We start from the raw sequence: 20819 nt of genomic DNA on the forward strand, positions 1-20819 counted from the left end.
GCAGGGGCTTCTCATTGAGACGAACCGCCTAAAATGATAATCACTGCAGCCAAATAAAGAGCTCTCCAAGCAAGAGGGCCGAGACACATGACAAACAGGGAGAGAGACATAGATGTCCGCTACCAAAAAACTTGCGGTCCTCGGGGCCGCGCTCGCGCTCGTCGCGACATCCGGCAGCGCTGCGCTTGCCCAGAAGAAATACGACACCGGCGCCAGCGATACCGAGATCAAGATCGGCAACATCATGCCCTACAGCGGCCCGGCGTCCGCCTATGGCGTCATCGGCCGCACCGAGGCTGCCTATTTCAAGAAGGTCAACGACGCCGGCGGCATCAATGGCCGCAAGATCAACTTCATCTCCTACGATGACGCCTACTCGCCGCCGAAGGCCGTGGAACAGGCCCGCAAGCTGGTCGAGAGCGACGAGGTGCTGCTGATCTTCAACTCGCTCGGCACGCCGTCGAACTCGGCGATCCAGAAATACATGAACTCGAAGAAGGTGCCGCAGCTGTTCGTCGCCACCGGCGCCACCAAGTGGAACGACCCGAAGGACTTTCCCTGGACCATGGGCTGGCAGCCCAACTACCAGAGCGAGACCCAGATCTACGCCAAGTACATCCTGAAGAACATGCCGAACGCCAAGATCGCGGTGCTCTACCAGAATGACGATTACGGCAAGGATTATCTGAAGGGCCTGAAGGACGGGCTCGGCCAGAAGGCCGCCAGCATGATCGTCGCGGAAGAAAGCTTCGAGACGTCCCAGCCGACCATCGACAGCAACATCGTCAAGCTGAAGGCGAGCAACGCCGACGTCTTCATCGACATCGCGACGCCGAAATTCGCGGCGCAGGCGATCAAGAAGGTCGCCGAGATCGGCTGGAAGCCGACCCACTTCCTCAACAATGTGTCGGCCTCGGTCGGCAGCGTGATCAAGCCGGCCGGCTTCGAGAACGCGCAGGACATCATCTCCGCCGCCTACCTGAAGGACGCATCCGACAAGCAATGGGACAATGACCCCGGCATGAAGGAGTTCTACGCCTTCATGGCCAAGGACTTCCCCGAAGGCGACAAGCTCGACGGCGGCACCGTGGTCGGCTTCGGCGTCGCGCAGACGCTGGTCCAGGTGCTGAAGCAGTGCGGCGACAACCTCACCCGCGAGAACATCATGAAGCAGGCCGCAAGCCTGAAGGACTTCCGCACCGAGGTGCTGCTGCCTGGCGTCAAGATCAACACCGCGGCAAACGATTTCGCGCCGATCAGCCAGCTGCAGCTAATGAAGTTCAAGGGCGAGAAATGGGAACTGTTCGGCGAGGTCATCAGCGCCGACGTCGGCGGCTGATTTCCCGCCGCCCCTCGACCGGGAAAGGCCCCCTGCGATACCGTCGCAGGGGGCTTTTTGTTGGCGCGTTTTCGAACGAAGCGGGCACCGGTCCGCGCGGAGAAAACGCGTCGGAAACCGGAATTTAAAGCCATGGCCCTGCTCGCAGGCCGGCCCGGGCAATGCCTGCTTACACTTTACCCGGCAATACGCTAGGTAAACCGGCAAGACCCCCGACAAGAAACCGGCGCCCTTGCGCGGCGGCAACAACAAGGAGATTTCGGGAAATGCCGATGCCGATCCGACACCGTGTCGCAACCGCCCTGCTCGGCCTCGCCGTCGCCGCCGCGACCGGCAATGCCGCATGGGCGCAGAAGAAATACGACACCGGTGCGAGCGACACCGAGATCAAGATCGGCAACATCGTGCCCTATAGCGGCCCGGCGTCGGCCTATGGCGTGGTCGGCAAGGCGATGGCCGCGGTGTTCAAGAAGGTCAACGACGACGGCGGCATCAACGGGCGCAAGATCACTTTCGTCTCCTATGACGACGCCTACTCGCCGCCGAAGGCCGTCGAGCAGGCCCGCAAGCTGGTCGAGAGCGACGAGGTGCTGTTCCTGTTCGGTACGCTCGGCACCGCCTCCAACACCGCGATCCAGAAGTATCTCAACGCCAAGAAGGTACCGCAGCTGTTCGTCGCCACCGGCGCGACCAAGTGGAACGATCCGAAGGCCTTCCCATGGACCATGGGCTGGCTGCCCAGCTACCAGAGCGAGTCGCGGATCTACGCGAAATATCTGCTCAAGGAGAAGCCCGCCACCAAGGTCGCGGTGCTCTACCAGAACGACGACATGGGCAAGGACTACCTCAAGGGCCTGGAAGACGGCTTCGCCAGCGACCCCGCGCGCGTCGTCGCCAAGGAGAGCTATGAAGTCGCCGAGCCGACGATCGATTCCCATGTGGTGCGGCTGAAATCCTCCAATCCCGACGTCATCGTCTTCTTCACCACGCCGAAATTCGGCGCCCAGGCGATCAAGAAGCTCGGCGAGATGAACTGGAAGCCGGTGACCATCGTCTCCAACGTCTCGGCTTCCACCGCGACCGTGATGCGTCCGGCCGGCCTCGACAATGCGCAGGGCGTGATCTCGGCCGCCTACGCCAAGGACGCCAGCGATCCGCAATGGAAGGACGACGCCGGCATGAAGGCGTTCGACGAACTGCTCGCCAAATACATGCCCGACACCAACCGCGTCGATGCCTCCGCGATGACCGGCTACAACATGGCGACCACGATGGTCGAGGTGCTGCGCCGCTGCGGTGACGACCTCACCCGCGCCAATGTGATGAAGCAGGCGGCGAGCCTGAAACAATTCGCGCAGGGCGGCCTGCTGCCCGGCGTGACGCTGTCGACCGGGCCTGCCGACTTCCAGCCGATCGAACAGCTGCAACTGATGCAGTTCAAGGGCGAACGCTGGCAATTGTTCGGCGACGTCATCAGCGGCGAAGTCGGTGGACACTGACCGCGTTACATAAGGCACAACCATGACCGACCGTCGTCCTTTCCTGCGTTCGATCTTCGATGCCGCGGTGGCGGCTGCGCATCCCGATGTCGTGCTGGCTTCGCGGTTGCGGCCGGTGCCGAAGGGACGGGTGATCTGTCTCTGCGCAGGCAAGGGCGCCGCGGCGATGGCCGCGGCGGCCGAGCGGCATTATCTCGACGCGCTCGAGCTCGATCCGTCGCGGCTGGTCGGCATCGCCACCACCCGCCACGGCCATGGCGTGCTGACCCGCCGGATCAAGGTGGTCGAGGCTGGCCACCCGGTGCCCGACGAGGCCGGGCTCAAGGCGGCGGACGACACGCTGCGGCTCGCCGCCACAGCGACCCCGGACGATCTCCTGCTGGTGCTCTTGACCGGCGGCGGTTCGGCGAACTGGATCGCGCCGGTCGACGGCGTGAGCTTTGCCCAGAAGCAGCAGGTCAACCGCGCGCTGCTGCGTTCCGGCGCGCCGATCGGCGAGATGAACACCGTGCGCAAGCATCTCTCGCGCATCAAGGGCGGACGGCTGGCGCGCGCCGGCCAGCATGCGGCCGAGATCGTCACGCTGGCGATATCGGACGTGCCGCATGACGATCCCTCCGCGATCGCCTCCGGGCCGACGGTGCCGGATCCGACCACGCTGGCGGACGCCCGCGCACTGGTCGCCAAATACAATCTCTCCATCGACGACGCGGTCCGCCGCGCGCTCGACGATCCCGCGAACGAAAGCTGCAAGCCCGGCGATGCCGCCTTCGCGCGGGCGACATTCGAACTGCTGGCAAAGCCGAAGGCCTCGATCGACGCCGCGGTGAAGGTCGCACGGGACGCCGGCTACGAGACCATCGCGCTCGGCGCCGATCTCGAAGGCGAGGCCCGCGAGATCGCGGCCGAGCATGCGCGGCTGGCGCTGAAGGCGCGCAGCGAAGGCAAGCGCGTTGCGATCATCTCCGGCGGCGAGCTGACGGTGACGGTGCGCGGCAATGGCCGCGGCGGCCCCAACCAGGAATACGCGCTGGCGCTGGCCGGCCTGCTGAAGGATACGCCCGACGTCGCGGCATTGGCCGCCGATACCGACGGCGCCGACGGCGGCGCCGGCAGCGCGACCGACCCGGCCGGCGCCGTGATCGACCAGGCGACATTCGCGAAGATGAAATCGATCGGCCTCGATCCGAAGGCCTATCTCGAGAACAACGATGCGACGGGGTTCTTCGCCCAGACCGGGGATTTGTTGCTGACCGGACCGACGCTGACCAACGTCAATGACGTGCGGGTGATTTTGGTGGATTAGGCCGTATCCTTGACGGACCCAAGGCCAGTCTCGGGCTGCGCCCAAAGCTCCTGATAGTTACGAAACTTCGCAAGCGTCTCGTCATATCGCGTCGGCTCGAGCACCGGCAAAATGCGCTTCAACACTGAGTTGATTGGCGCGGAGGTGTGCCGAACGTATAAGTCGATCGGATCAAGCAAGTGCCTCAGGTGCAGCTTTGGATCATAGTTCAGCCCGCTGCTGCGAAACCATTTGTACCCGTTGGCGATTGCCCAGCTCACCATGTCGCGAAACACATAATGATAGAGGTGCAGGTCTAAGGCGACATCGTAGTCGAGACCTATGTACTCCGCATAGATCGCGTCACCATGTACCATGCATGCGGCAAACGCGACGATCCGCTCGTTCTGACGCCAGAGGAAGAAGCGGACCTTGTCCCCCATCCGCCGCCCCAAGTCGCAGAAGTATTGTTCCGTCAGCCTCTCGAAGTGCAGTTTCGAACGCTGATAGACTTGGAAATACAATGGATAGATCTGCGCGATCACCGGCGTCGCGTCGTTGACGACGTTCATCTCGACGGATGGAGAGGCCCGCGCTGTCGCCTCAAACTTCTTGCGAAGTTTCTTGCGGGTTGCGCTGTTGAGCGCATGATTCATATAGTCATCGAAATTGGCGTAATCGATGCAAAGCCTGGTCATGGGCAGGCTGGGGATGCGGGTGAAGCCGTGAGCGATCAAGCAGTCGAGGATTGGTCGGTATCGCGCCGGAAACTCCTTGAGCACGATCAGCCGCGCCCCGAGCCTGCGAGCATGTATTGCAATCGTAGAGGCCAGCAGTTCCGCGCAGCCTCGATGGCAGGCCTCGTCCCCGTCAAGATGACCTTCCCCTGCGACACACCCCACCATGAGCGCACGGGCGCGCATCAAACCTGGCCACATCCGGCGAATGGCGTCGATGAGTACGCCAAACCGCGGGCTCGCACCGGCCAGCAAATCCAGGTCCATTAGGAAGAATGGCTGTACAGCACAAACCTGATCAACCGCATCTTTGATGAGGAAATACCGGTAATCGAACTCGGGATGAAGGGTATCCTCGACCAACTCATAGTATCGATGATCCTTGCGCTCGCTCGCGAAGGCCAGCTGCCAGCGCGGACAATGCTCCAAATCGTTCCGCACGATGACTTGGAGACGCGGCGGACATTGCATCGGCTCGCGTCTCGTGAGGTCGCCGATTTGGCTCGTCAAGTGTGCTGTTGCAGCTTCCGGCACGATCTCACGCTCGCCACGGATCCCTGCCCTAGGCAGCATTTATCATGGCGCCAAAACAAAGCAGCTAACATATCCGTCAGAAACTAACTCGTTAGTCATTTGCGATTTGGCGTTGGAGCAGAACACTCCTGATACGACCCGCATGCGCGGACACCCGCCGTCCAGCGCGTCATCCGGGGAGCGGACTCATGGCAGCGGTGATTGGAGTCACGGGACTTGCATTTGAGGCGCGGATCGCTGCAGACCTGCATACGCAGGCGATCTGCAGTGGCGATGGCAGCACGCTCGCGGAGTCTCTCGCGTCGGCAATTGCTGAGGATTGCTACGGTCTTATCAGCTTTGGCGTCGCGGGCGGCCTTTCGCCCGACGTCCCGGCAGGCGCATGCGTCGTAGCATCGACGATCGTTTCGGAAACGATTCAGCTCTTCACTGATCGGGACTGGTCGCAAGCCTTGCTTCGACTCATCCCCGGTTCGATTTATGGCCCTATTGCTGGTGTGACCACGGTCGCCATGCATCCAGAAGCGAAGCGCTCGCTGCATATGAGTACAGGCGCGCTGGCGGTCGATAACGAATCCCATGTGGCGGCGAGTGTCGCTGCAGCGCGCGGCCTCCCTATGGCTGCCGTCCGCGTGATCATGGATCCGGCCGGTCGGCAGCTTCCTGCCGCCGCCCTGTCCGCAGTGCGTGCAAACGGGACGATCGATCTCGCCGCGCTGGTCCGTGCGACAATGAAACAGCCGAGCGAGTTACCGATGCTGCTTCGGACCAGTCTCGACGCACTGTCCGGATTTGCGGCGCTGCTTCGCTGCCGTCAATTGCTTGGCCCTGGATTAGGGCTGCCTTCCTTGCAAGCAGAAGAGTCGGAGCCAAGCTCAAGTATCGTAGCGGAAGATCGTATGATCGCCCTCTAGTCGCTTTTTTAGCCGAATGGGCTGCCATACCTGCCGACTGCGTGACCTCAACGCGCACTGAAAGTGAGGCCGGCGCGCTCCTTTAGACGCTTGCGCAAGGCCGGCCCCATCAGCGCGCCCGGCGTCCAGATGCCGCCCTCGCCCTGCACATCGCGCACGACGCAGAGAGCGCTTTCGGTGATCATCTTGCTGGTCGAGCCATAGCCCGGATCGCGGTCGCCGGTGACAACGGCTTCGACCCGTCCGCCATCCGGCACCTCGCCCAGAAAGAAGATGTCGTAGAAGCCCCTCTCGCGCGCTTCCCGGGTCGGGCCTGCGCCGCGTTTGAGACCGCCGGTCCCGAACAAGGACACCACCGTGGCGAACGTCTCCGTCGTCACGCTCGCGATGTCCCCAAGTCCCGGCGCCACCATCATCTCGTCATAAACGAAGTCCCTGCCGTAGGGATGGCCCAACAGGAAGTTCGTGCGGTGCACGTTCTTGGTATTGATCGGCGCCATCGGGAACGGCACGAGCCACGCGTGCATGCTTGTGTCATATTCGGGGACGAGGCCCGACGGCTGAGACGGCCCAGTGAAGCCCGGCGTCAACGCGAAGGGATCGGTCAGCAGCCGGATCAGGGCCGGGTCGCGCGCCGCGGCGGCCAGCGTCGCCTGAGCGCTCGCCGCGGTGCCGCCAGACATGCCACCCCTCACCTTGCGTAGACGGGCCTTCACCCGCCGCGCCGGGCGTCCGAATTTCTCGCGCGCCTTCTCCTGCAACGTGAGCACACCGAGATCGAATGGGATGGAATCGAAGCCACAGGAGAAGACGATGCGCGCGCCGGTCCGTTTTGCCTCTTCGTGATGGGCGTCGATCATAGCCCGCATCCAGCCCGGTTCGCCGCAAAGATCAACATAGGCCGTGCCGGTGGCCGCGCATGCCGCCACTAGCTCGGGACCGTGAAGCTGATAGGGCCCGACCGTGGTGACGACCACGGTCGCGCGCTCGCACATCGAACGCAGGCTGGCCGGCTCGGCGGCATCCGCCTTCACTAGCGGCAAATCGTCCGGTGCGCCGATGTCGGCACGCACTTTCTGGAGTTTGTCGGTCGAGCGTCCCGCAATTGCCCAGGACGGAGCATCGTCGCCGCGATAGGATGTCGCCAGATATTCGGCGATGAGACCCCCGGTGTAACCCGTCGCGCCATAGACGATGAGGTCGAAGTCCCGCTTCACGGCGTTGATCCTCCTCGAGCCCCCGGAAGCGCTCCCTTCAGATCCGTTAGCAACGCTCGGTACGCTTCGCGGCCATTTGCGAGGGGCCGGGCAACATACGGGCCATCGCGCTTGACGGAGGATACCACAATTGCCGCCCTTCGGCGCGCAACCTCCCGGCGATTTCCGGTCCCCCTTGAGAGCCGTCGTGAGTACGGACGCTGGTCGGCGTGAGCCGAAGCAGACAGCCGGCACATTTGAGCGCCTGTGGCCGCTTGCAAACGCCCTCCGACGGCCTACCATGGATTGGGGAGTTCGCGTGCAGGAGCGAAGCCATGGAACTCACCGTGGTGCCCATCGTCAAGCCGGATGAGACCAACTTCATCTTCGGCCAGTCGCATTTCATCAAGACCGTGGAAGACCTTCACGAAGCGCTGGTGGGCACGGTTCCGCGCATCCGCTTCGGGTTGGCTTTCTGCGAGGCCTCCGGCAAGCGGTTGGTGCGCTGCTCCGGTAACGACGACGCCTCGCTCGCCCTGGCACGCGACAACGCATTGGCGATCGGCGCCGGTCACACCTTCCTGATTTTCCTCGGCGACGGGTTCTTTCCCGTCAACGTGCTGCCGGCGGTGCGCGCAGTGCCGGAGGTCTGCCGCATCTATTGCTCGACGGCCAATCCAACACAGGTGATAGTCGCGCAGACGGAGCTCGGGCGCGGCGTGCTCGGCGTGGTGGATGGCGCCTCGCCGCTGGGTGTCGAAACCGACGCCGACATTGCGTGGCGGAAGGATCTGCTGCGGAACATCGGCTACAAGCTTTAGACCGCGATGGTTCGCCGCCTGGCGGCGCCCGCATGCCGGATATGTGTCAACCCAACGCGTCATTGCGAGCGGACGGGCCGTCACGCCCCCTCAAAACTCCTGCGCGAGCTTCGCCAGCATCTCCAGCAGCGCGGCGTGGTTGGCCGGACCGAGCACCTCGATCAGCCGCGCCTCGTGCTTGTTGGCGACCAGCTTCTTGGCGCGCGCCAGCACGGCGCGGCCCTTGTCGGTCAGGACGAGGATGTGGGAACGGCGGTCGTTGGTGGAGCGCATCCGCGCGCAAAGGTCGCGGCTCTCCAGCGCGTCGAGCATCGCGACGAAATTCGGCCTGAGGATGCCGAGCGTGTTGGCGATCTCTGTCTGGTTGCGGCCCGGATTCTTGTCGAGCAGAAGCAGCACCGAGAACTGCGCCGGCGTCAGCTGCAGCGGCGCGACGCAGCGCAGGAAGTCCTCGAATACCCTGAGCTGCGCGCGCTTCAACGAATAGCCCAGCAATCCGGACAGTTCGCCCAGTTGCAGCATGCTGTCGTCCCCGGCAGAATCGGCCGGTTCCCTGCGCAGGGCCCGCGACGAACGGAGGGCATCGGTGGCGGTCTTGGAAACAGTCATCGCTCCAGGCTCGCAATCCCGGTACAAGAATCCCGCACGACACTCGGGGACCTTGAGATTATATCTAATAATTGTTATGGACTATATCAAATGTCGGCAGCTTTCAACAGCCGATATCGGCCGACCTGACCGGCACAACCGGTCGAGGCGGTCCGACGCTTGAGGGGGAGCGCTCGGCCTTGAACACAACGATCATGCTGTTCCTGCTGCAGGACGGCATCACCAATGGCGCGATCTACGCACTGCTGGGGCTGGCCCTGGTGCTGGTGTTTGCAGTCACGCGGGTGATCCTGATCCCGCAGGGCGAATTCGTCACCTACGGCGCGCTGAGCTACGCCATGCTGGCGACCGGCCAGGTGCCCGGCACCGCACGGCTTGCGGTCGCGATGGGCCTCGTCGCCTTCGCCCTCGACCTGTTCTTCGCCCGCAACGCGCTGCATGCGCGGCTGGTGATCCGCTCGGTCGCGCTCAACATCGCCTTTCCCGTCGCGCTGCTCGGTCTGATTTACGCGCTGGTCGGTCCCGGCACGCCGATCGCCGTCAACATCGCGCTCGCGCTCCTGATCGTGGCGGCGATCGGGCTGTTCCTCTACCGCATCGCGTTCCAGCCGATCGCGCACACTTCCGTGCTGGTGCTGCTGATCGCCTCGGTCGGCTGCCATCTGGCACTGCAGGGCCTTGGCCTGGTGTTCTTCGGCGCCGAAGGCCTGCGCGCGCCTGCGCTGTCGAATGCCGCAGTAACCGCCGGCCCGCTGCGCTTCACCGGGCAGAGCCTTGCGGTCTACGGCCTGACGATCGGCTTCATCGTCGCCCTGTGGCTGTTCTTCGGCTACACCAAGACCGGCAAGGCGCTGCGCGCCACCGCGGTCAACCGCCTCGGCGCCCGCCTGGTCGGCATCCGCACCACGCTGTCCGGCCAGATCGCGTTCCTGCTCGCCTCCGTCATCGGCGCGATCTCCGGCATCCTGATCGTGCCGATCACCACGCTCTATTACGACACCGGTTTCCTGATCGGCCTGAAGGGCTTCATCGCCGCCATCATCGGCGGCCTGGTCAGCTATCCCCTGACCGCGGTCGCCGCCATCGTGGTCGGCATCGTCGAAGCCTTCTCGTCGTTCTACGCCAGCAATTTCAAGGAAGTCATCGTGTTCACGCTGATTCTCCCCGTGCTCGTGTTGCGCTCGCTCGCGGCGCCCGAGGTCGAAGAAGAGAAGGATTGAGCGCGATGACGCAGCGCCTTCCCCTCATCATCTTCGCGCTCGTGATGGCGGTGATTCCGCTTGTCCCGGGCATCCCGCCGTTCTGGATCGTGCTGCTCGACAATATCGGCCTCGCCGCGCTGGTGGCGATGGGCCTCGTGCTGCTCACCGGCGTCGGCGGCCTGACCTCGTTCGGCCAGGCCGCGTTCTGCGGGTTCGGCGCCTACACCACGGCGGTGCTGACCACCGCCTACGGCGTCTCGCCCTGGCTGACGCTGCCGGCTTCGCTCTTGGTCAGCGGCATCGCCGCCGTGCTGCTCGGCATCGTCACGGTACGGCTATCCGGCCATTATCTGCCGCTCGGCACCATCGCCTGGGGCATCGGGCTGTTCTATCTGTTCAGCAAGCTCGAATTCCTCGGCCGCAACGACGGCATCTCCGGCATTCCCCCGCTGTCGATCGGCTCGTTCAAGATGCTGGGCCCGGATGCGATCTACTACGCGATCTGGGTCGCGGTGCTGCTGTCCGCGCTGCTGACCATGAACCTCTTGGACTCCCGCACCGGGCGCGCGATCCGCGCCTTGCGGCGCGGCCATGTTGCGGCGGAAGCGTTCGGCGTGCAGACGCCCCGCGCGAAGCTGCTGGTGTTCATCTATGCCGCGGTGCTGGCCGGCCTGTCCGGCTGGCTCTATGCGCATTTCCAGCGCGCCGCCAACCCGACGCCGTTCGGCGCGCAGGCCGGCATCGAGTATCTGTTCATCGCCGTGGTCGGCGGCGCGGGCTACGTCTGGGGTGGCGTGCTCGGCGCCGGCATCGTCGTGATCCTCAAGGAGGTGCTGCAGAGCTACCTGCCCTACATCTTCGGCGGCCAGAGCCAACTCGAGACCATCGTGTTCGGCATCATGCTGGTGCTGCTGCTGCAACTCGCGCCTCAGGGCGTCTGGCCCTGGCTGATGTCGCGGCTGCCGTTCAAGCCCGCCCGCAAGACGCCGGACACGTCCGTGAAGCTGGAGCACCGCGAACGGGCGCCCGGAACGTCTCCGATCCTTCTGCACATCGACAAGGCGCGCAAGCAGTTCGGCGGCGTGCTCGCGGTCAACGACGTCTCGTTCGACGTCAACGCCCGCGAGATCGTCGCGCTGATCGGCCCGAACGGCGCCGGCAAGAGCACGACCTTCAATTTGATCACCGGTGTCCTGACCGCAACCAGCGGCAAAATCTCCGTGCTCGGCAACGAGGTCGCGAACGCTCCGCCGCAGGAGGTGGTCAAGCTCGGCGTTTCCAGGACTTTTCAGCACGTCAAGCTGGTGCCCGACATGACCGTGCTGGAGAATGTCGCGATCGGCGCGCATCTGCGCGGCAATTCCGGCGCGATCTCCAGCATGCTGCGGCTCGACCGCGCCGACGAGGCGAAGCTGCTGGCGGAAGCCGCGCGGCAGATCGCGCGCGTCGGCCTGTCAGACCAGATCGACCAGCTGGCGGGCTCGCTGTCGCTCGGACAGCAACGCATCGTCGAGATCGCCCGCGCGCTGTGCGTCGATCCGATGCTGCTGCTGCTCGATGAGCCGGCCGCCGGCCTGCGCCACATGGAGAAGCAGCGGCTCGCCGCGCTGCTCCGGCAATTGCGCGACGGCGGCATGTCGGTGCTGCTGGTCGAGCACGACATGGGGTTCGTGATGGATCTCGCCGACCGCATCGTGGTGCTGGATTTCGGTACCAAGATTGCCGAGGGCACGCCGGCCGCGATCAAGCGCAACCCCGACGTGATCAAGGCCTATCTCGGAGCCGCCGCATGAGTGCGCTGCTATCGGTGACTGACGTCCACATCTCCTACGGCAAGGTCGAGGCGGTGCGCGGCGTATCGCTCGACGTCGCCCAGAACGAGATCGTCACCATCATCGGTGCCAACGGCGCCGGCAAGACCACGCTGCTCAACGCCATCATGGGCGTACTGCCGCTGAAGGGCCGCACCAGCTTCGCCGGCGTCGACATGGCGCCGCTCGACATCGAGGACCGCGTCGCCACCGGCCTCAGCCTGGTGCCCGAGCATCGCGAACTGTTCGGCACCATGAATGTCGAGGACAATCTCGAGCTCGGCGCCTTCCGGATTGCGAAGGCCGTCGCGGCGGCGTCGCTGGAGCGGGTCTATGCGCTGTTTCCGCGGCTCAAGGAGCGGCGCAAGCAGCTTGCCGGCACGCTGTCCGGCGGCGAGCAGCAGATGCTGGCGATGGGCCGCGCGCTGATGGGCGCGCCGAAGCTCCTGATGTTGGACGAGCCGAGCCTCGGCCTCGCTCCGATCATCGTCGCCGACATCTTCCGCATCGTCGGCGAGTTCCGCGCCGCCGGCGTCTCGGTGCTGCTGGTCGAGCAGAACGCCCAGGCCGCATTGCAGATCGCCGACCGCGCCTATGTCATGGAGCTCGGCGAATTCGTGCTGTCAGGCCCCGCGACGGAGATCGCCGCCAACAAGGGCGTCGCCGCGAGCTATCTCGGCTTCCAGCACGAAGGCGAAAGTGCGATTTAGGACGCGCAACTCCACCGCGGAGAGACCGTCACCCCACCTCGCCGCGCATTACATGCGCGGCGATCCTCTCCCTCCAGGGGAGGATGAAGGCAGGTGCGCCTTCCGGGAAATGATTTCTGACCGCGCTTGCATTCGCGCAAGGATTGCGCTCCACTTCGCCCTCCCCTGGAGGGGGAGGGTCGATTGCGCGCGCGATGCGCAGCATCGCGGGTGCGATCGGGGTGGGGTGAAGCCACACAAATGGTCTCAACATCAATCCGCAGAGCCGCCGCGAAGAAGCTGCGTGCCAACACGACGCCGCATGAACGAATCCTGTGGCGCGCGCTGAGAGAGCTGCCAACGGACGGAACGCATTTTCGAAGGCAGGCACCGATTGGCCCTTACGTCGTCGATTTCTTCTGCCCGGCCAAGCGACTCATCGTCGAGCTGGACGGTGGACACCACAGCGACGATGAAGTGGCGAAGCGCGATCGTGCGCGACAAGAGTGGCTGGAGCGGGAAGGATATCGCGTCGTCAGGTTCTGGAATTCGGAGGTCAGTGAGGTTTTGAATGCCGTGCTCGAACGGATCTATGTCGAGCTCTATGGCGCTCGCGAAGCGGAAGCTGTGCCGCTGAAGCACTACCGACGGCGATAGACCACCACCCCACCCCGCTTCACATCGCTACTTGCGATGCGAAGCGACCCTCCCCCTCCAGGGGAGGGTAAGAAAAAGCCGGCCCATTATCGGGACCGGCTTCTTCGTTTCAGAGATCGCGACCGGCTTACATCGCCGGGACGTATTTGCCGTCCTTGACCGTCAGCAGGATACGCGAACGGTCGTCGAGGCCGTAGCGATCCTTTTCGGTCCAGTTGTAGACGCCCTGGGTCGCGACGATCTCCTTCTCGGAGATGAAGGCCTTGCGGATCGCCTCGCGGAATTCCGGCGTGCCGGGCTTGGCGGTCTTCAGCGCCACCGGGATGATGCGCTTCATCACCTCGAAGGCATCGTACGAGTGGCCGGCGAACTGGCTGCGGCTGTTGGCGCCGTACTTGGCTTCATAGGCCGTATTCAGCGCGAGGCCGGGCTTCTTGGTCAGCGCGCTGTCGGGCTGGGTTTCCGGCGACATGATCGGGCCGGCCGACATGATGACGCCTTCCGCGGCCGCACCGGCGATGCGGATGAAGTCCATGCTGGCGGCGCCGTGGGTCTGGTAGATCAGACCCTTGTAGCCGCGCTCGCGCAGCGCGGTCTGCGGCAGCGCCGCGGCGGTGCCGGAAGCACCGACCAGGATGGCATCGGGATTGGCGGCGACGAGCTTCAGCACCTGGCCGGCGACCGAGGTATCCGGACGCGCGAAGCGCTCCTCGTCGGTCATGGTCAGGCCCATCGGCACGGCCTGCGCCTTGAAGTCGTTGACCCAGAGATCGCCGTAGGAATCCGAATAGCCGATATAGCCGACGGTCTTGATGTTGTGCGCCTTCATGTGCTCGTAGAGCACCTTGCCCATGATCGGAATCGACTGCGGCAGGTCGACCGACCACTTCATGCGCGCCTCGTTGATCGGGAACGGCGCGAGGCCGAAATGCGGGATGCCGGCCTCGTTGGCGACCGTCGACACCGCGATCGACGGCGGCGTGGTGCAGGAGCCCATGATGATGTCGGCCTTGGACTCGGTGACGAAGCGCCGCGCGTTGGTCGTCGCGGCCGTCGGATCGCCACCGTCGTCGAGCACGATCAGCTTCAGCGGCACGCCGCCGATCTCCTTCGGCACGAAATCGAGCGCATTGCGCTCGGGAATGCCGAGCGCCGCGGCGGGCCCCGTGGTCGAGATCGAGATGCCGATGGTGATTTCATTGGTCTGCGCCAGTGCGGGCGCGCCCGGCAGCGCGATGGCTGCTGCGAGCGCCGCGGCGACAAGAGTGGCCTTCCTCATTCATTCCTCCCTGCAGTTAAGTTTTTTGGGTTTAAACCGGTTTTGCGGGCCAATTCAGCCCCTTCTTTAGAGCATGATCCGGAAAAGTGGAAACCGGTTTTCCGAGAGGATCATGCTCCGAAAGTCGAGTCATGAGCGGGTGCGAGTCAGCCCTTCATGAAGCGGTCAATGATCTCCTGCGGAAACGGCGCCGATTTCAGCTTGGCGGGATCGTCCGGGTGGCGGCCGACCAGCACCCTGGTCTCGAACGCCTCGATCGCCAGCGCCTCGCCCTTGAACACGCGGTGTACCACCTCGAAGCTCGAGCGCTTGATGCTCTCGACCCGGCTCTCGATGGTAATCCAGTCGCCATGGGTCGACGGGATGTGGAATTTCGCCCGCGTGTCGACCATGGGAATGCCGACCAGGCCGTATTTGTGGACGAGGTCCTGCTTCGAATAGCCGGCGGCCTCGAACATGATCGAGGTCGAGTCGTCGAACATCGCGAAGTAGCGCGGGTAGTAGACGATGTTGGCGGGGTCGCAATCGCCCCATTGGATCTGCACGTCGCGCCGATTGACGAACATGGTTTATCCTCGATCGAGCATGAGCGATCCGGAAGGGCGTTCATGCTCTTCCGGATCATGCTTCAGCGCGGCGCCATCCGGAGCGCGGCATCGAGCCGCACCACTTCGCCGTTCAGATAGGGGTTGTCGATCATGTGCAGCGCCAGCGAGGCGAACTCGTCGGCCTGGCCGAGCCGGCGCGGGAACGGGATCGCTGCGGCGAGCGAATCCTGCGCTTCCTGCGGCAGGCCGGCCAGCAAGGGCGTCATGAACAGGCCGGGCGCGATCGTGAGCACGCGGATGCCGAATTGCGCGAGCTCGCGCGCGATCGGCAGCGTCATCGCGACGATGCCGCCCTTCGATGCCGAATAGGCCGCCTGCCCGATCTGGCCGTCATAGGCCGCGACCGAGGCCGTCGAGATCACGACGCCGCGCTCGCCGGTTGCGAGCGGCTCGAGCTTGGCCATGTCAGCGGTCGCAAGCCGCAGCATGTTGAAGGAGCCGATCAGATTGACCTTGATCACCTTGTCGAAGTCGGCCAGTGCCATCGGCCCCTCGCGGCCGATCACGCGTTTTGCCACGCCGATGCCGGCACAGTTCACCAGCACGCGCGCGGGGCCGTGCGCCTTGGCGGCGGCGGCCACCGCGGCCTCGGCCGCCGCAGCATCGGCGACGTCGCAGACGACGGGAATGCCGCCGATCTCCGCCGCGACGCTCTCGGCGAGCTTGGCGTTGAGATCGCAGACCGCGACCTTGGCGCCCTGCGCCGCGAGACGGCGCGCGGTCGCAGCGCCCAATCCCGATGCGCCGCCGGTGACGATGGCGGCCTGGTCCTTCAACTGCATGGCTTTCTCCTGTTCGAGAACTAGACGAGTGTGATCACCGATGCCGGCGGCACCGGCGCGTAAAGCGCTTCGATGATGTCCGTGCGATGCTCCAGCACCGCGCGCTGGTTGATCGAGCCCTTGTCGGTGACCTCGCCGCGATCGATCGACAGCGGCGTGTCGAGCAGGATCGCGCGCGCGATCCGGTTCGACGAGCCGGTGGCGCCGGCCAGGACGCGCGCGAAGCGCTCGCGGAAGGCCGCCCGCACCAGCGGATCATTGGCAGCGGCCGCGATGTCATTGGCGACCAACGCCGGATTGATCAGGCGGCAGCCATCGAGATCGAGGATCACGATCGCGGCGAGCTCGTCGCGGTTGAGCCCTGCGATCACGACGTCGCGCACCAGCGGCGCGCAGGTGCCGACGAAACGCGCCCTTAAGGGCCCGACGCTGACCCAGGTGCCGCTCGCCAGCTTGAAATCCTCGGCGATGCGGCCGTCGAAATCGAACCCGGCATCGAGATCACCAGCGTCGGCTGGCTTCAGCGCGTCGCCAAATTTATAAAAACCTTCCTCGTCGAACGCCTTGGCGGTCAGCTCGGGCTGCCGCCAGTAGCCCGGGGTCACGTTCGGGCCTTTGGCGCGGACCTCGAGCTTGCCGTTGTTCGGAACGAGCTTCGCATCATTGCCCGACACCGGAAGCCCGACATGGCCGGAGCGGCTGGTATCGGGGCGCACCGACATGAAGAACGGCGAGGTCTCGGTGGCGCCGAGGCCGGTCAGGACAGGCACGCGATAGCCCTTCTCCTGCACGGCGAGCGCATCGAGGCTGTTCCAGATGAATGGCGACAGCGCGGCGCCGGAGAAGAACATCGCATGCAGCCGGGCGAAGAATTTTGCCCGCAGACCGGCGTCGTCGCGCAGATAGGGCAGCAGCGATTCATAGCCTTTGGGCACGTTGAAATAGACCGTCGGCGAGATCTCGCGCAGGTTTCGCACGGTCTCCTCGATGCCGCCGGGCATCGGCTTGCCCTCATCGAGATACATCGAACCGCCGTTATAGAGCGTCAGCCCGACATTGTGGTTGCCACCAAAAGTGTGATTCCATGGCAACCAGTCGACGATCACAGGCGGCTCGTCCTTGAGGAACGCCAGCGTCTCACGCAGCATCACCTGGTTGGCGCAGATCATGCGCTGGGTGTTGATGACGGCCTTGGGATTGCCGGTCGACCCCGACGTCAGCAGGAATTTCGCGATCGTGTCCGGACCGATTGCTGCATGGGTCGCATCGAGGCGCGGGTCTTCCGGCGTCGCCAAGAGGCCGGCAAGGCGCGTCACCTCACGGCCGGGCACGGTGCCGCGGCTCGCGGCGATCTCGACATCGGATCCGACATTGGCACGCAGCGCGTCGGCGAATTTATCGGCATCGTCGACAAAGATGAGGCCCGGCGTCAGAAGCTTGATGACGAAGCTGAGCTTGCCATAGTCGCGCGACACCAGCGAATAGGCCGGCGACACCGGGCAGAACGGAACGCCGGCATAGAGCGCGCCAAGTGCCATCAGGGCATGATCGATCGAATTGCCCGACAGGATCACGATCGGCCGCTCGGGCGACAATCCCCGCGCGATCAAGGCGGAGGCAATGCGCCTGATAGCCTCGAGCAATTGCACGTAGGTGATTTGCCGCCAGCCGCCACCGGCGGCGCGCTCGGCCATGAACACGCGGTTCGGCTCGGCCATCGCCCAGTGGTGCAGGCGATCGGTGAGACGAACCGGAAAATCGGCGAGGCTGAGCTTTGGTCGGAGATAGATCGTGCCGTCGTCGCGGCGCTCGACGGTGACGTCGGGATTGCCGAACGAGATCGGGCGCAGCGGATGCGCGGTGCCGGCGGTTGCAGACGGCGCGGCACTCATGTCGGCTTCACCTTGGCGGTCTTGCGATCAAGAAACGCGCGGATGCGCTTCTTGGCTTCCTTGTCGCTCTGCGCCACCGTCGCCATCAGCGATTCCATCAACAGGCCGGTCTGCGGATTGGCCTCGGCGATCATCGGCAGCGCCTGCAACACAGCGAAGTTGGTCAGCGGCGCATTGGCGGCGACGCGCTCGGCAAGCTCCAGCGCTTTCGGCAGCGCGCCGTCGGCCTCGGTGAGATATTGCGAGAAGCCGTAGGCGGCGCCCTCGGTCGCCGAATAGACCCGCCCGGTCAGCATCATGTCCGCCATCCTGGGCACGCCGATCAGGCGCGGCAGCCGCACCGATCCGCCGCCGCCGACGAAGATGCCGCGCTGGCCTTCGGGCAGCGCGAAATAGGCCGACGGCTCGGCGACCCGGATATGCGCGGCGCAAGCCAGCTCCAGCCCGCCGCCGATCACCGCGCCCTTCAGTGCGGCGATGACCGGCACGCGGCAATACTGGATGCGGTCGAACACACGGTGCCACATCTGGGAATGCACAAGACCCTCGGTGGCGTTACGCTCGGTCAGTTCGGAGAGATCGAGGCCGGACGAGAAGTGATCGCCGATGCCATGGATGACGACGGCGCCGACCGCATCCGGTATCGCGGAAAAGCAATCCCGCAGCGCCAGGATGATGCCGTCGTTCAGCGCATTGCGCTTGGCGGGACGGTTCAGCCCGATCGTCAGCACCGCCCCTCGCGTCTCGATCCTGAGCAGCGAGGCGTCTCCCTCGCCGGCAGCGTTTCCCATGGCGTTATTGTTTCCCGTTCAGAATAGTTATGTTTTATAACGATTTGCGGGAGAGTCAATATGGGCGCGCCAGGCTGTCGATTCCGTCATCCTGAGGTGCACGCGCAAGCGGGCCTCGAAGGATGCACGGCCCGGGTGGTGGCTGTCGACCCTTCGAGACGGCCGCTGCGCGGCCTCCTCAGGGTGACGGTGATGGAGTTGATACGCGCGCCCCCTCCTCCCGTCGTCGCTGCGAAACCAGGGACCCATAACCACAAATGATTATTATTGGACGATGATGGAACGACGAGTCCCGTTCACGGCACAGACCGCGGAGTATGGGTCCCTGCTTCGCAGGGACGACACCGAATGTGTGGCGGATCCCGGCGGGTGAGACGGCAAGTGTGCGAAGCTACAGCACCTGATGCACGTCGATCACGACGCGGTCGGCGTGGCGGGCGGCGGAGCCGACGAAGATGTGCTGCATCAGCCAGCGGTAGTTTTCGGCGCCGGTTTCGAATTTCGGCACGGTGCGGAAATAGATCAGCTTCGGGTCGACCGGCTCGCCGCGCTTCAGCTTCTGCAACAGCTCGACCGGCCCGAAGCGGATGCCCTTGTTCTCGACATAGACGACGGCGCCGTCGTCGGTCTCGAACGCATACTTCGCCTCCAGCTCGATCAGCTCGTTGGGCCGGATGATCTGGAAGTCCGCACCGAACGCCAGCACCCTGCCGTTGACCTTCTCACCCCTCACCTCGCCGCCGATGATCGGAATGATGCGGCGGACGCCGGTGCCGATGTCTCCGGCGGACGTCACCTCCGCGATCCGGGCGGTGATGGTGAAGACGTATCTGGTCTGAAGCTCAGGTGCCATGGATTTAGCCAATCATGCGCTGCGGCAGCCAGGTCGCAAGCAGCGGGAACAGGATCAGGATCACCAGCCGGATCAGATCGGTGATGACGAACGGCAGCACCCCGACAAAGATCGTCGACATGTTGACGTCCTTGATGACGCTCTTGATCACGAACACGTTCATGCCGACGGGCGGATGGATCAGGCCGAGTTCGACCGTCATGACGATGATAATGCCGAACCAGATCGGATCGAAGCCGAGCGCGGTCACCACCGGAAACACGATCGGCACGGTGAGGATCACCATCGCCATCGCGTCCATCAGGCAGCCGAGCACCAGATACATCAGGAGGATCAGCGCCAGCACGCCATAGGGGCCGATGCCGAGCCCGGTGAGGAATTCAGTGACGTGCTGCGGCGTCTGCGTGATGGTGAGGAAATAGCCGAAGCAGAGCGCGCCGATCAGCACCGTGAACACGGCGGCCGCGGTGCGCGTCGCCTGCAGCAGCGATTGCAGGATGCCTTCCCTGGTCAGCTTGCCGCGGAGGATACCGATGATGAAGGCGCCCACCGCGCCGACCGCGCCGGCTTCGGTCGGGACAAAGAAGCCGCCATAGAGCCCGCCGATCACGAACAGGAACAGCAGCAGCGGCGACCAGACGTCGCGCAGCGCGACGAAGCGCTCGTGCCACGATGCTTTCTTTCCCGCCGGCAGGAAGCCGGGCCGCGTCACGCCGATGATGCCGATCGTGATCATGTGCATCACGATAGCGAGCAGGCCCGGCACTACGCCCGCGATGAACAGCTTGCCGATATCCTGCTGGGTGATGATGCCGTAGACCGCGAGCACGGTGGACGGCGGCAGCATCGCCCCGAGCGTGCCGCCGACCGCGATCACGCCGGCGGCGAACGACTGCGGATAGCCGAAGCGGCGCATCTCGGGATAGGCGACGGCCGAGAAGGTCGCGGCGGTCGCGACCGACGAGCCGGAGATCGCGGCGAAGCCGCCGCAGGCGGCGATCGTCGCAATGCCGAGCCCACCCTTCCAATGGCCGACGAAGGTGTTGGCGGCGCGGAACAGCTCGCGGCTGATTCCCGAGACCGACACGAAGGCGCCCATCAGCAGGAACATCGGGATCACGCCGAAGGAATAATCCGTCACCGTGCGCATCGTGGTCTGGCCGACCAGCTTGAGCGCCGGCGCGAAGCCGGTGAGATAGCCAAAGCCGGTGATGCCGACGAGGCCCATCGCCATGCCGACGGGGACACGGAGCAGCATCAGCACGAACAGGCTGACAAAGCCGATGACGGCGACGGTCTCGGGACTGAGGTCGAGACTCAT

19 protein-coding genes are annotated in these 20819 nt (G+C 64.5%); 9 read left to right on the top strand and 10 right to left on the bottom strand.

Features of this window, described 5'->3' with window-relative positions:
- Positions 1 to 112: 112 nt before the first annotated feature.
- The 3 genes from QA635_RS39320 (at position 113) to QA635_RS39330 (ending at position 4144) form a co-directional block, all read left to right on the top strand.
- Positions 113 to 1339 carry an ABC transporter substrate-binding protein gene (locus QA635_RS39320; protein ID WP_057016010.1) on the top strand — a complete coding sequence of 409 codons (1227 nt, stop codon included), beginning with the start codon at positions 113 to 115 and terminating at the stop codon, positions 1337 to 1339.
- 266 nt (positions 1340 to 1605) lie between these two features.
- The gene (locus QA635_RS39325) at positions 1606 to 2838 is read left to right on the top strand and encodes an ABC transporter substrate-binding protein (RefSeq protein ID WP_028338255.1); all 1233 of its coding nucleotides are present in this window, start codon (positions 1606 to 1608) and stop codon (positions 2836 to 2838) included.
- A gap of 22 nt (positions 2839 to 2860) precedes the next feature.
- Positions 2861 to 4144 (top strand): glycerate kinase type-2 family protein, encoded by a 1284-nt coding sequence (locus QA635_RS39330; RefSeq protein WP_283065304.1) that lies wholly within the window; start codon positions 2861 to 2863, stop codon positions 4142 to 4144.
- Here the strand turns inward: QA635_RS39330 and QA635_RS39335 are convergent.
- Positions 4141 to 5370, bottom strand: a complete 1230-nt coding sequence (locus QA635_RS39335; protein WP_425249222.1) for a GNAT family N-acetyltransferase — start codon at positions 5368 to 5370, stop codon at positions 4141 to 4143. The two genes, QA635_RS39330 and QA635_RS39335, sit on opposite strands and share 4 nt — an antisense overlap.
- 212 nt (positions 5371 to 5582) lie before the next feature.
- On the opposite strand from QA635_RS39335, the gene QA635_RS39340 reads away from it, so the two are divergent.
- Positions 5583 to 6308, top strand: a complete 726-nt coding sequence (locus QA635_RS39340; RefSeq protein WP_283065308.1) for a phosphorylase family protein — start codon at positions 5583 to 5585, stop codon at positions 6306 to 6308.
- Between the two features lie 47 nt (positions 6309 to 6355).
- On the opposite strand, the gene QA635_RS39345 is transcribed toward QA635_RS39340, so the two are convergent.
- Positions 6356 to 7525 (bottom strand): saccharopine dehydrogenase family protein, encoded by a 1170-nt coding sequence (locus QA635_RS39345; protein ID WP_253604885.1) that lies wholly within the window; start codon positions 7523 to 7525, stop codon positions 6356 to 6358.
- Positions 7526 to 7839: 314 nt separating this feature from the next.
- On the opposite strand from QA635_RS39345, the gene QA635_RS39350 reads away from it, so the two are divergent.
- On the top strand, positions 7840 to 8325 hold the full coding sequence (locus QA635_RS39350; RefSeq protein ID WP_076832491.1) for an adenosine-specific kinase: 486 nt from the start codon (positions 7840 to 7842) through the stop codon (positions 8323 to 8325).
- 90 nt (positions 8326 to 8415) lie between these two features.
- Here QA635_RS39350 and QA635_RS39355 read toward each other — a convergent pair whose 3' ends face one another.
- Positions 8416 to 8934, bottom strand: coding sequence for a MarR family winged helix-turn-helix transcriptional regulator (locus tag QA635_RS39355; protein ID WP_028336531.1), 519 nt, complete (start codon positions 8932 to 8934; stop codon positions 8416 to 8418).
- 179 nt (positions 8935 to 9113) lie between these two features.
- Here QA635_RS39355 and QA635_RS39360 point away from each other — a divergent pair, with 179 nt between their 5' ends.
- From QA635_RS39360 to QA635_RS39375, 4 genes are all read left to right on the top strand, one after another.
- Positions 9114 to 10154: a branched-chain amino acid ABC transporter permease gene (locus QA635_RS39360; protein ID WP_028336532.1), complete on the top strand. Its 1041-nt coding sequence runs from the start codon at positions 9114 to 9116 to the stop codon at positions 10152 to 10154.
- Between the two features lie 5 nt (positions 10155 to 10159).
- Positions 10160 to 11929 (top strand): branched-chain amino acid ABC transporter ATP-binding protein/permease, encoded by a 1770-nt coding sequence (locus QA635_RS39365; protein WP_283065312.1) that lies wholly within the window; start codon positions 10160 to 10162, stop codon positions 11927 to 11929.
- Positions 11926 to 12657 carry an ABC transporter ATP-binding protein gene (locus QA635_RS39370; RefSeq protein ID WP_283065314.1) on the top strand — a complete coding sequence of 244 codons (732 nt, stop codon included), beginning with the start codon at positions 11926 to 11928 and terminating at the stop codon, positions 12655 to 12657. The genes QA635_RS39365 and QA635_RS39370 overlap by 4 nt, the downstream gene beginning before the upstream one ends.
- 240 nt (positions 12658 to 12897) lie before the next feature.
- Positions 12898 to 13293: an endonuclease domain-containing protein gene (locus tag QA635_RS39375; RefSeq protein WP_283065315.1), complete on the top strand. Its 396-nt coding sequence runs from the start codon at positions 12898 to 12900 to the stop codon at positions 13291 to 13293.
- Positions 13294 to 13420: 127 nt separating this feature from the next.
- Here the strand turns inward: QA635_RS39375 and QA635_RS39380 are convergent, their stop codons facing one another.
- The 7 genes from QA635_RS39380 to QA635_RS39410 all read right to left on the bottom strand — a co-directional run bounded on the left by QA635_RS39380 (position 13421) and on the right by QA635_RS39410 (position 20819).
- Positions 13421 to 14572, bottom strand: a complete 1152-nt coding sequence (locus QA635_RS39380; protein ID WP_092085353.1) for an ABC transporter substrate-binding protein — start codon at positions 14570 to 14572, stop codon at positions 13421 to 13423.
- Between the two features lie 146 nt (positions 14573 to 14718).
- Complete coding sequence (locus QA635_RS39385; RefSeq protein ID WP_092085351.1) at positions 14719 to 15138, bottom strand: acyl-CoA thioesterase; 420 nt, start codon at positions 15136 to 15138, stop codon at positions 14719 to 14721.
- A gap of 62 nt (positions 15139 to 15200) precedes the next feature.
- On the bottom strand, positions 15201 to 15962 hold the full coding sequence (locus QA635_RS39390) for an SDR family NAD(P)-dependent oxidoreductase (protein WP_028339085.1): 762 nt from the start codon (positions 15960 to 15962) through the stop codon (positions 15201 to 15203).
- Positions 15963 to 15982: 20 nt separating this feature from the next.
- Entirely contained in the window at positions 15983 to 17854 is a 1872-nt protein-coding gene (locus QA635_RS39395) for a feruloyl-CoA synthase (RefSeq protein ID WP_283065320.1), read from the bottom strand.
- Complete coding sequence (locus QA635_RS39400) at positions 17851 to 18645, bottom strand: crotonase/enoyl-CoA hydratase family protein (RefSeq protein ID WP_283065322.1); 795 nt, start codon at positions 18643 to 18645, stop codon at positions 17851 to 17853. The genes QA635_RS39395 and QA635_RS39400 overlap by 4 nt, the downstream gene beginning before the upstream one ends.
- A gap of 391 nt (positions 18646 to 19036) precedes the next feature.
- A complete protein-coding gene (locus QA635_RS39405; RefSeq protein WP_283065324.1) occupies positions 19037 to 19498 on the bottom strand; it encodes a DUF3237 domain-containing protein in 462 nt (153 codons plus the stop codon).
- Positions 19499 to 19502: 4 nt separating this feature from the next.
- Positions 19503 to 20819, bottom strand: a complete 1317-nt coding sequence (locus QA635_RS39410) for a TRAP transporter large permease (protein ID WP_016847481.1) — start codon at positions 20817 to 20819, stop codon at positions 19503 to 19505.

Origin of the sequence: Bradyrhizobium brasilense, from assembly GCF_029714345.1 — a bacterium.
In the GTDB taxonomy this organism is placed as follows: Bacteria; Pseudomonadota; Alphaproteobacteria; order Rhizobiales; family Xanthobacteraceae; genus Bradyrhizobium; species Bradyrhizobium australafricanum.

Bases quoted from the DNA above. Each gene is read 5' to 3' on its own strand.
- QA635_RS39380 (WP_092085353.1), bottom strand. From the start codon at position 14,572: ATGAGGAAGGCCACTCTTGTCGCCGCGGCGCTCGCAGCAGCCATCGCG.
- QA635_RS39400 (WP_283065322.1), bottom strand. From the start codon at position 18,645: ATGGGAAACGCTGCCGGCGAGGGAGACGCCTCGCTGCTCAGGATCGAG.
- QA635_RS39370 (WP_283065314.1), top strand. From the start codon at position 11,926: ATGAGTGCGCTGCTATCGGTGACTGACGTCCACATCTCCTACGGCAAG.
- QA635_RS39340 (WP_283065308.1), top strand. From the start codon at position 5,583: ATGGCAGCGGTGATTGGAGTCACGGGACTTGCATTTGAGGCGCGGATC.
- QA635_RS39365 (WP_283065312.1), top strand. From the start codon at position 10,160: ATGACGCAGCGCCTTCCCCTCATCATCTTCGCGCTCGTGATGGCGGTG.
- QA635_RS39390 (WP_028339085.1), bottom strand. From the start codon at position 15,962: ATGCAGTTGAAGGACCAGGCCGCCATCGTCACCGGCGGCGCATCGGGA.
- QA635_RS39320 (WP_057016010.1), top strand. From the start codon at position 113: ATGTCCGCTACCAAAAAACTTGCGGTCCTCGGGGCCGCGCTCGCGCTC.
- QA635_RS39350 (WP_076832491.1), top strand. From the start codon at position 7,840: ATGGAACTCACCGTGGTGCCCATCGTCAAGCCGGATGAGACCAACTTC.
- QA635_RS39330 (WP_283065304.1), top strand. From the start codon at position 2,861: ATGACCGACCGTCGTCCTTTCCTGCGTTCGATCTTCGATGCCGCGGTG.
- QA635_RS39410 (WP_016847481.1), bottom strand. From the start codon at position 20,819: ATGAGTCTCGACCTCAGTCCCGAGACCGTCGCCGTCATCGGCTTTGTC.
- QA635_RS39405 (WP_283065324.1), bottom strand. From the start codon at position 19,498: ATGGCACCTGAGCTTCAGACCAGATACGTCTTCACCATCACCGCCCGG.
- QA635_RS39375 (WP_283065315.1), top strand. From the start codon at position 12,898: ATGGTCTCAACATCAATCCGCAGAGCCGCCGCGAAGAAGCTGCGTGCC.
- QA635_RS39385 (WP_092085351.1), bottom strand. From the start codon at position 15,138: ATGTTCGTCAATCGGCGCGACGTGCAGATCCAATGGGGCGATTGCGAC.
- QA635_RS39355 (WP_028336531.1), bottom strand. From the start codon at position 8,934: ATGACTGTTTCCAAGACCGCCACCGATGCCCTCCGTTCGTCGCGGGCC.
- QA635_RS39325 (WP_028338255.1), top strand. From the start codon at position 1,606: ATGCCGATGCCGATCCGACACCGTGTCGCAACCGCCCTGCTCGGCCTC.
- QA635_RS39395 (WP_283065320.1), bottom strand. From the start codon at position 17,854: ATGAGTGCCGCGCCGTCTGCAACCGCCGGCACCGCGCATCCGCTGCGC.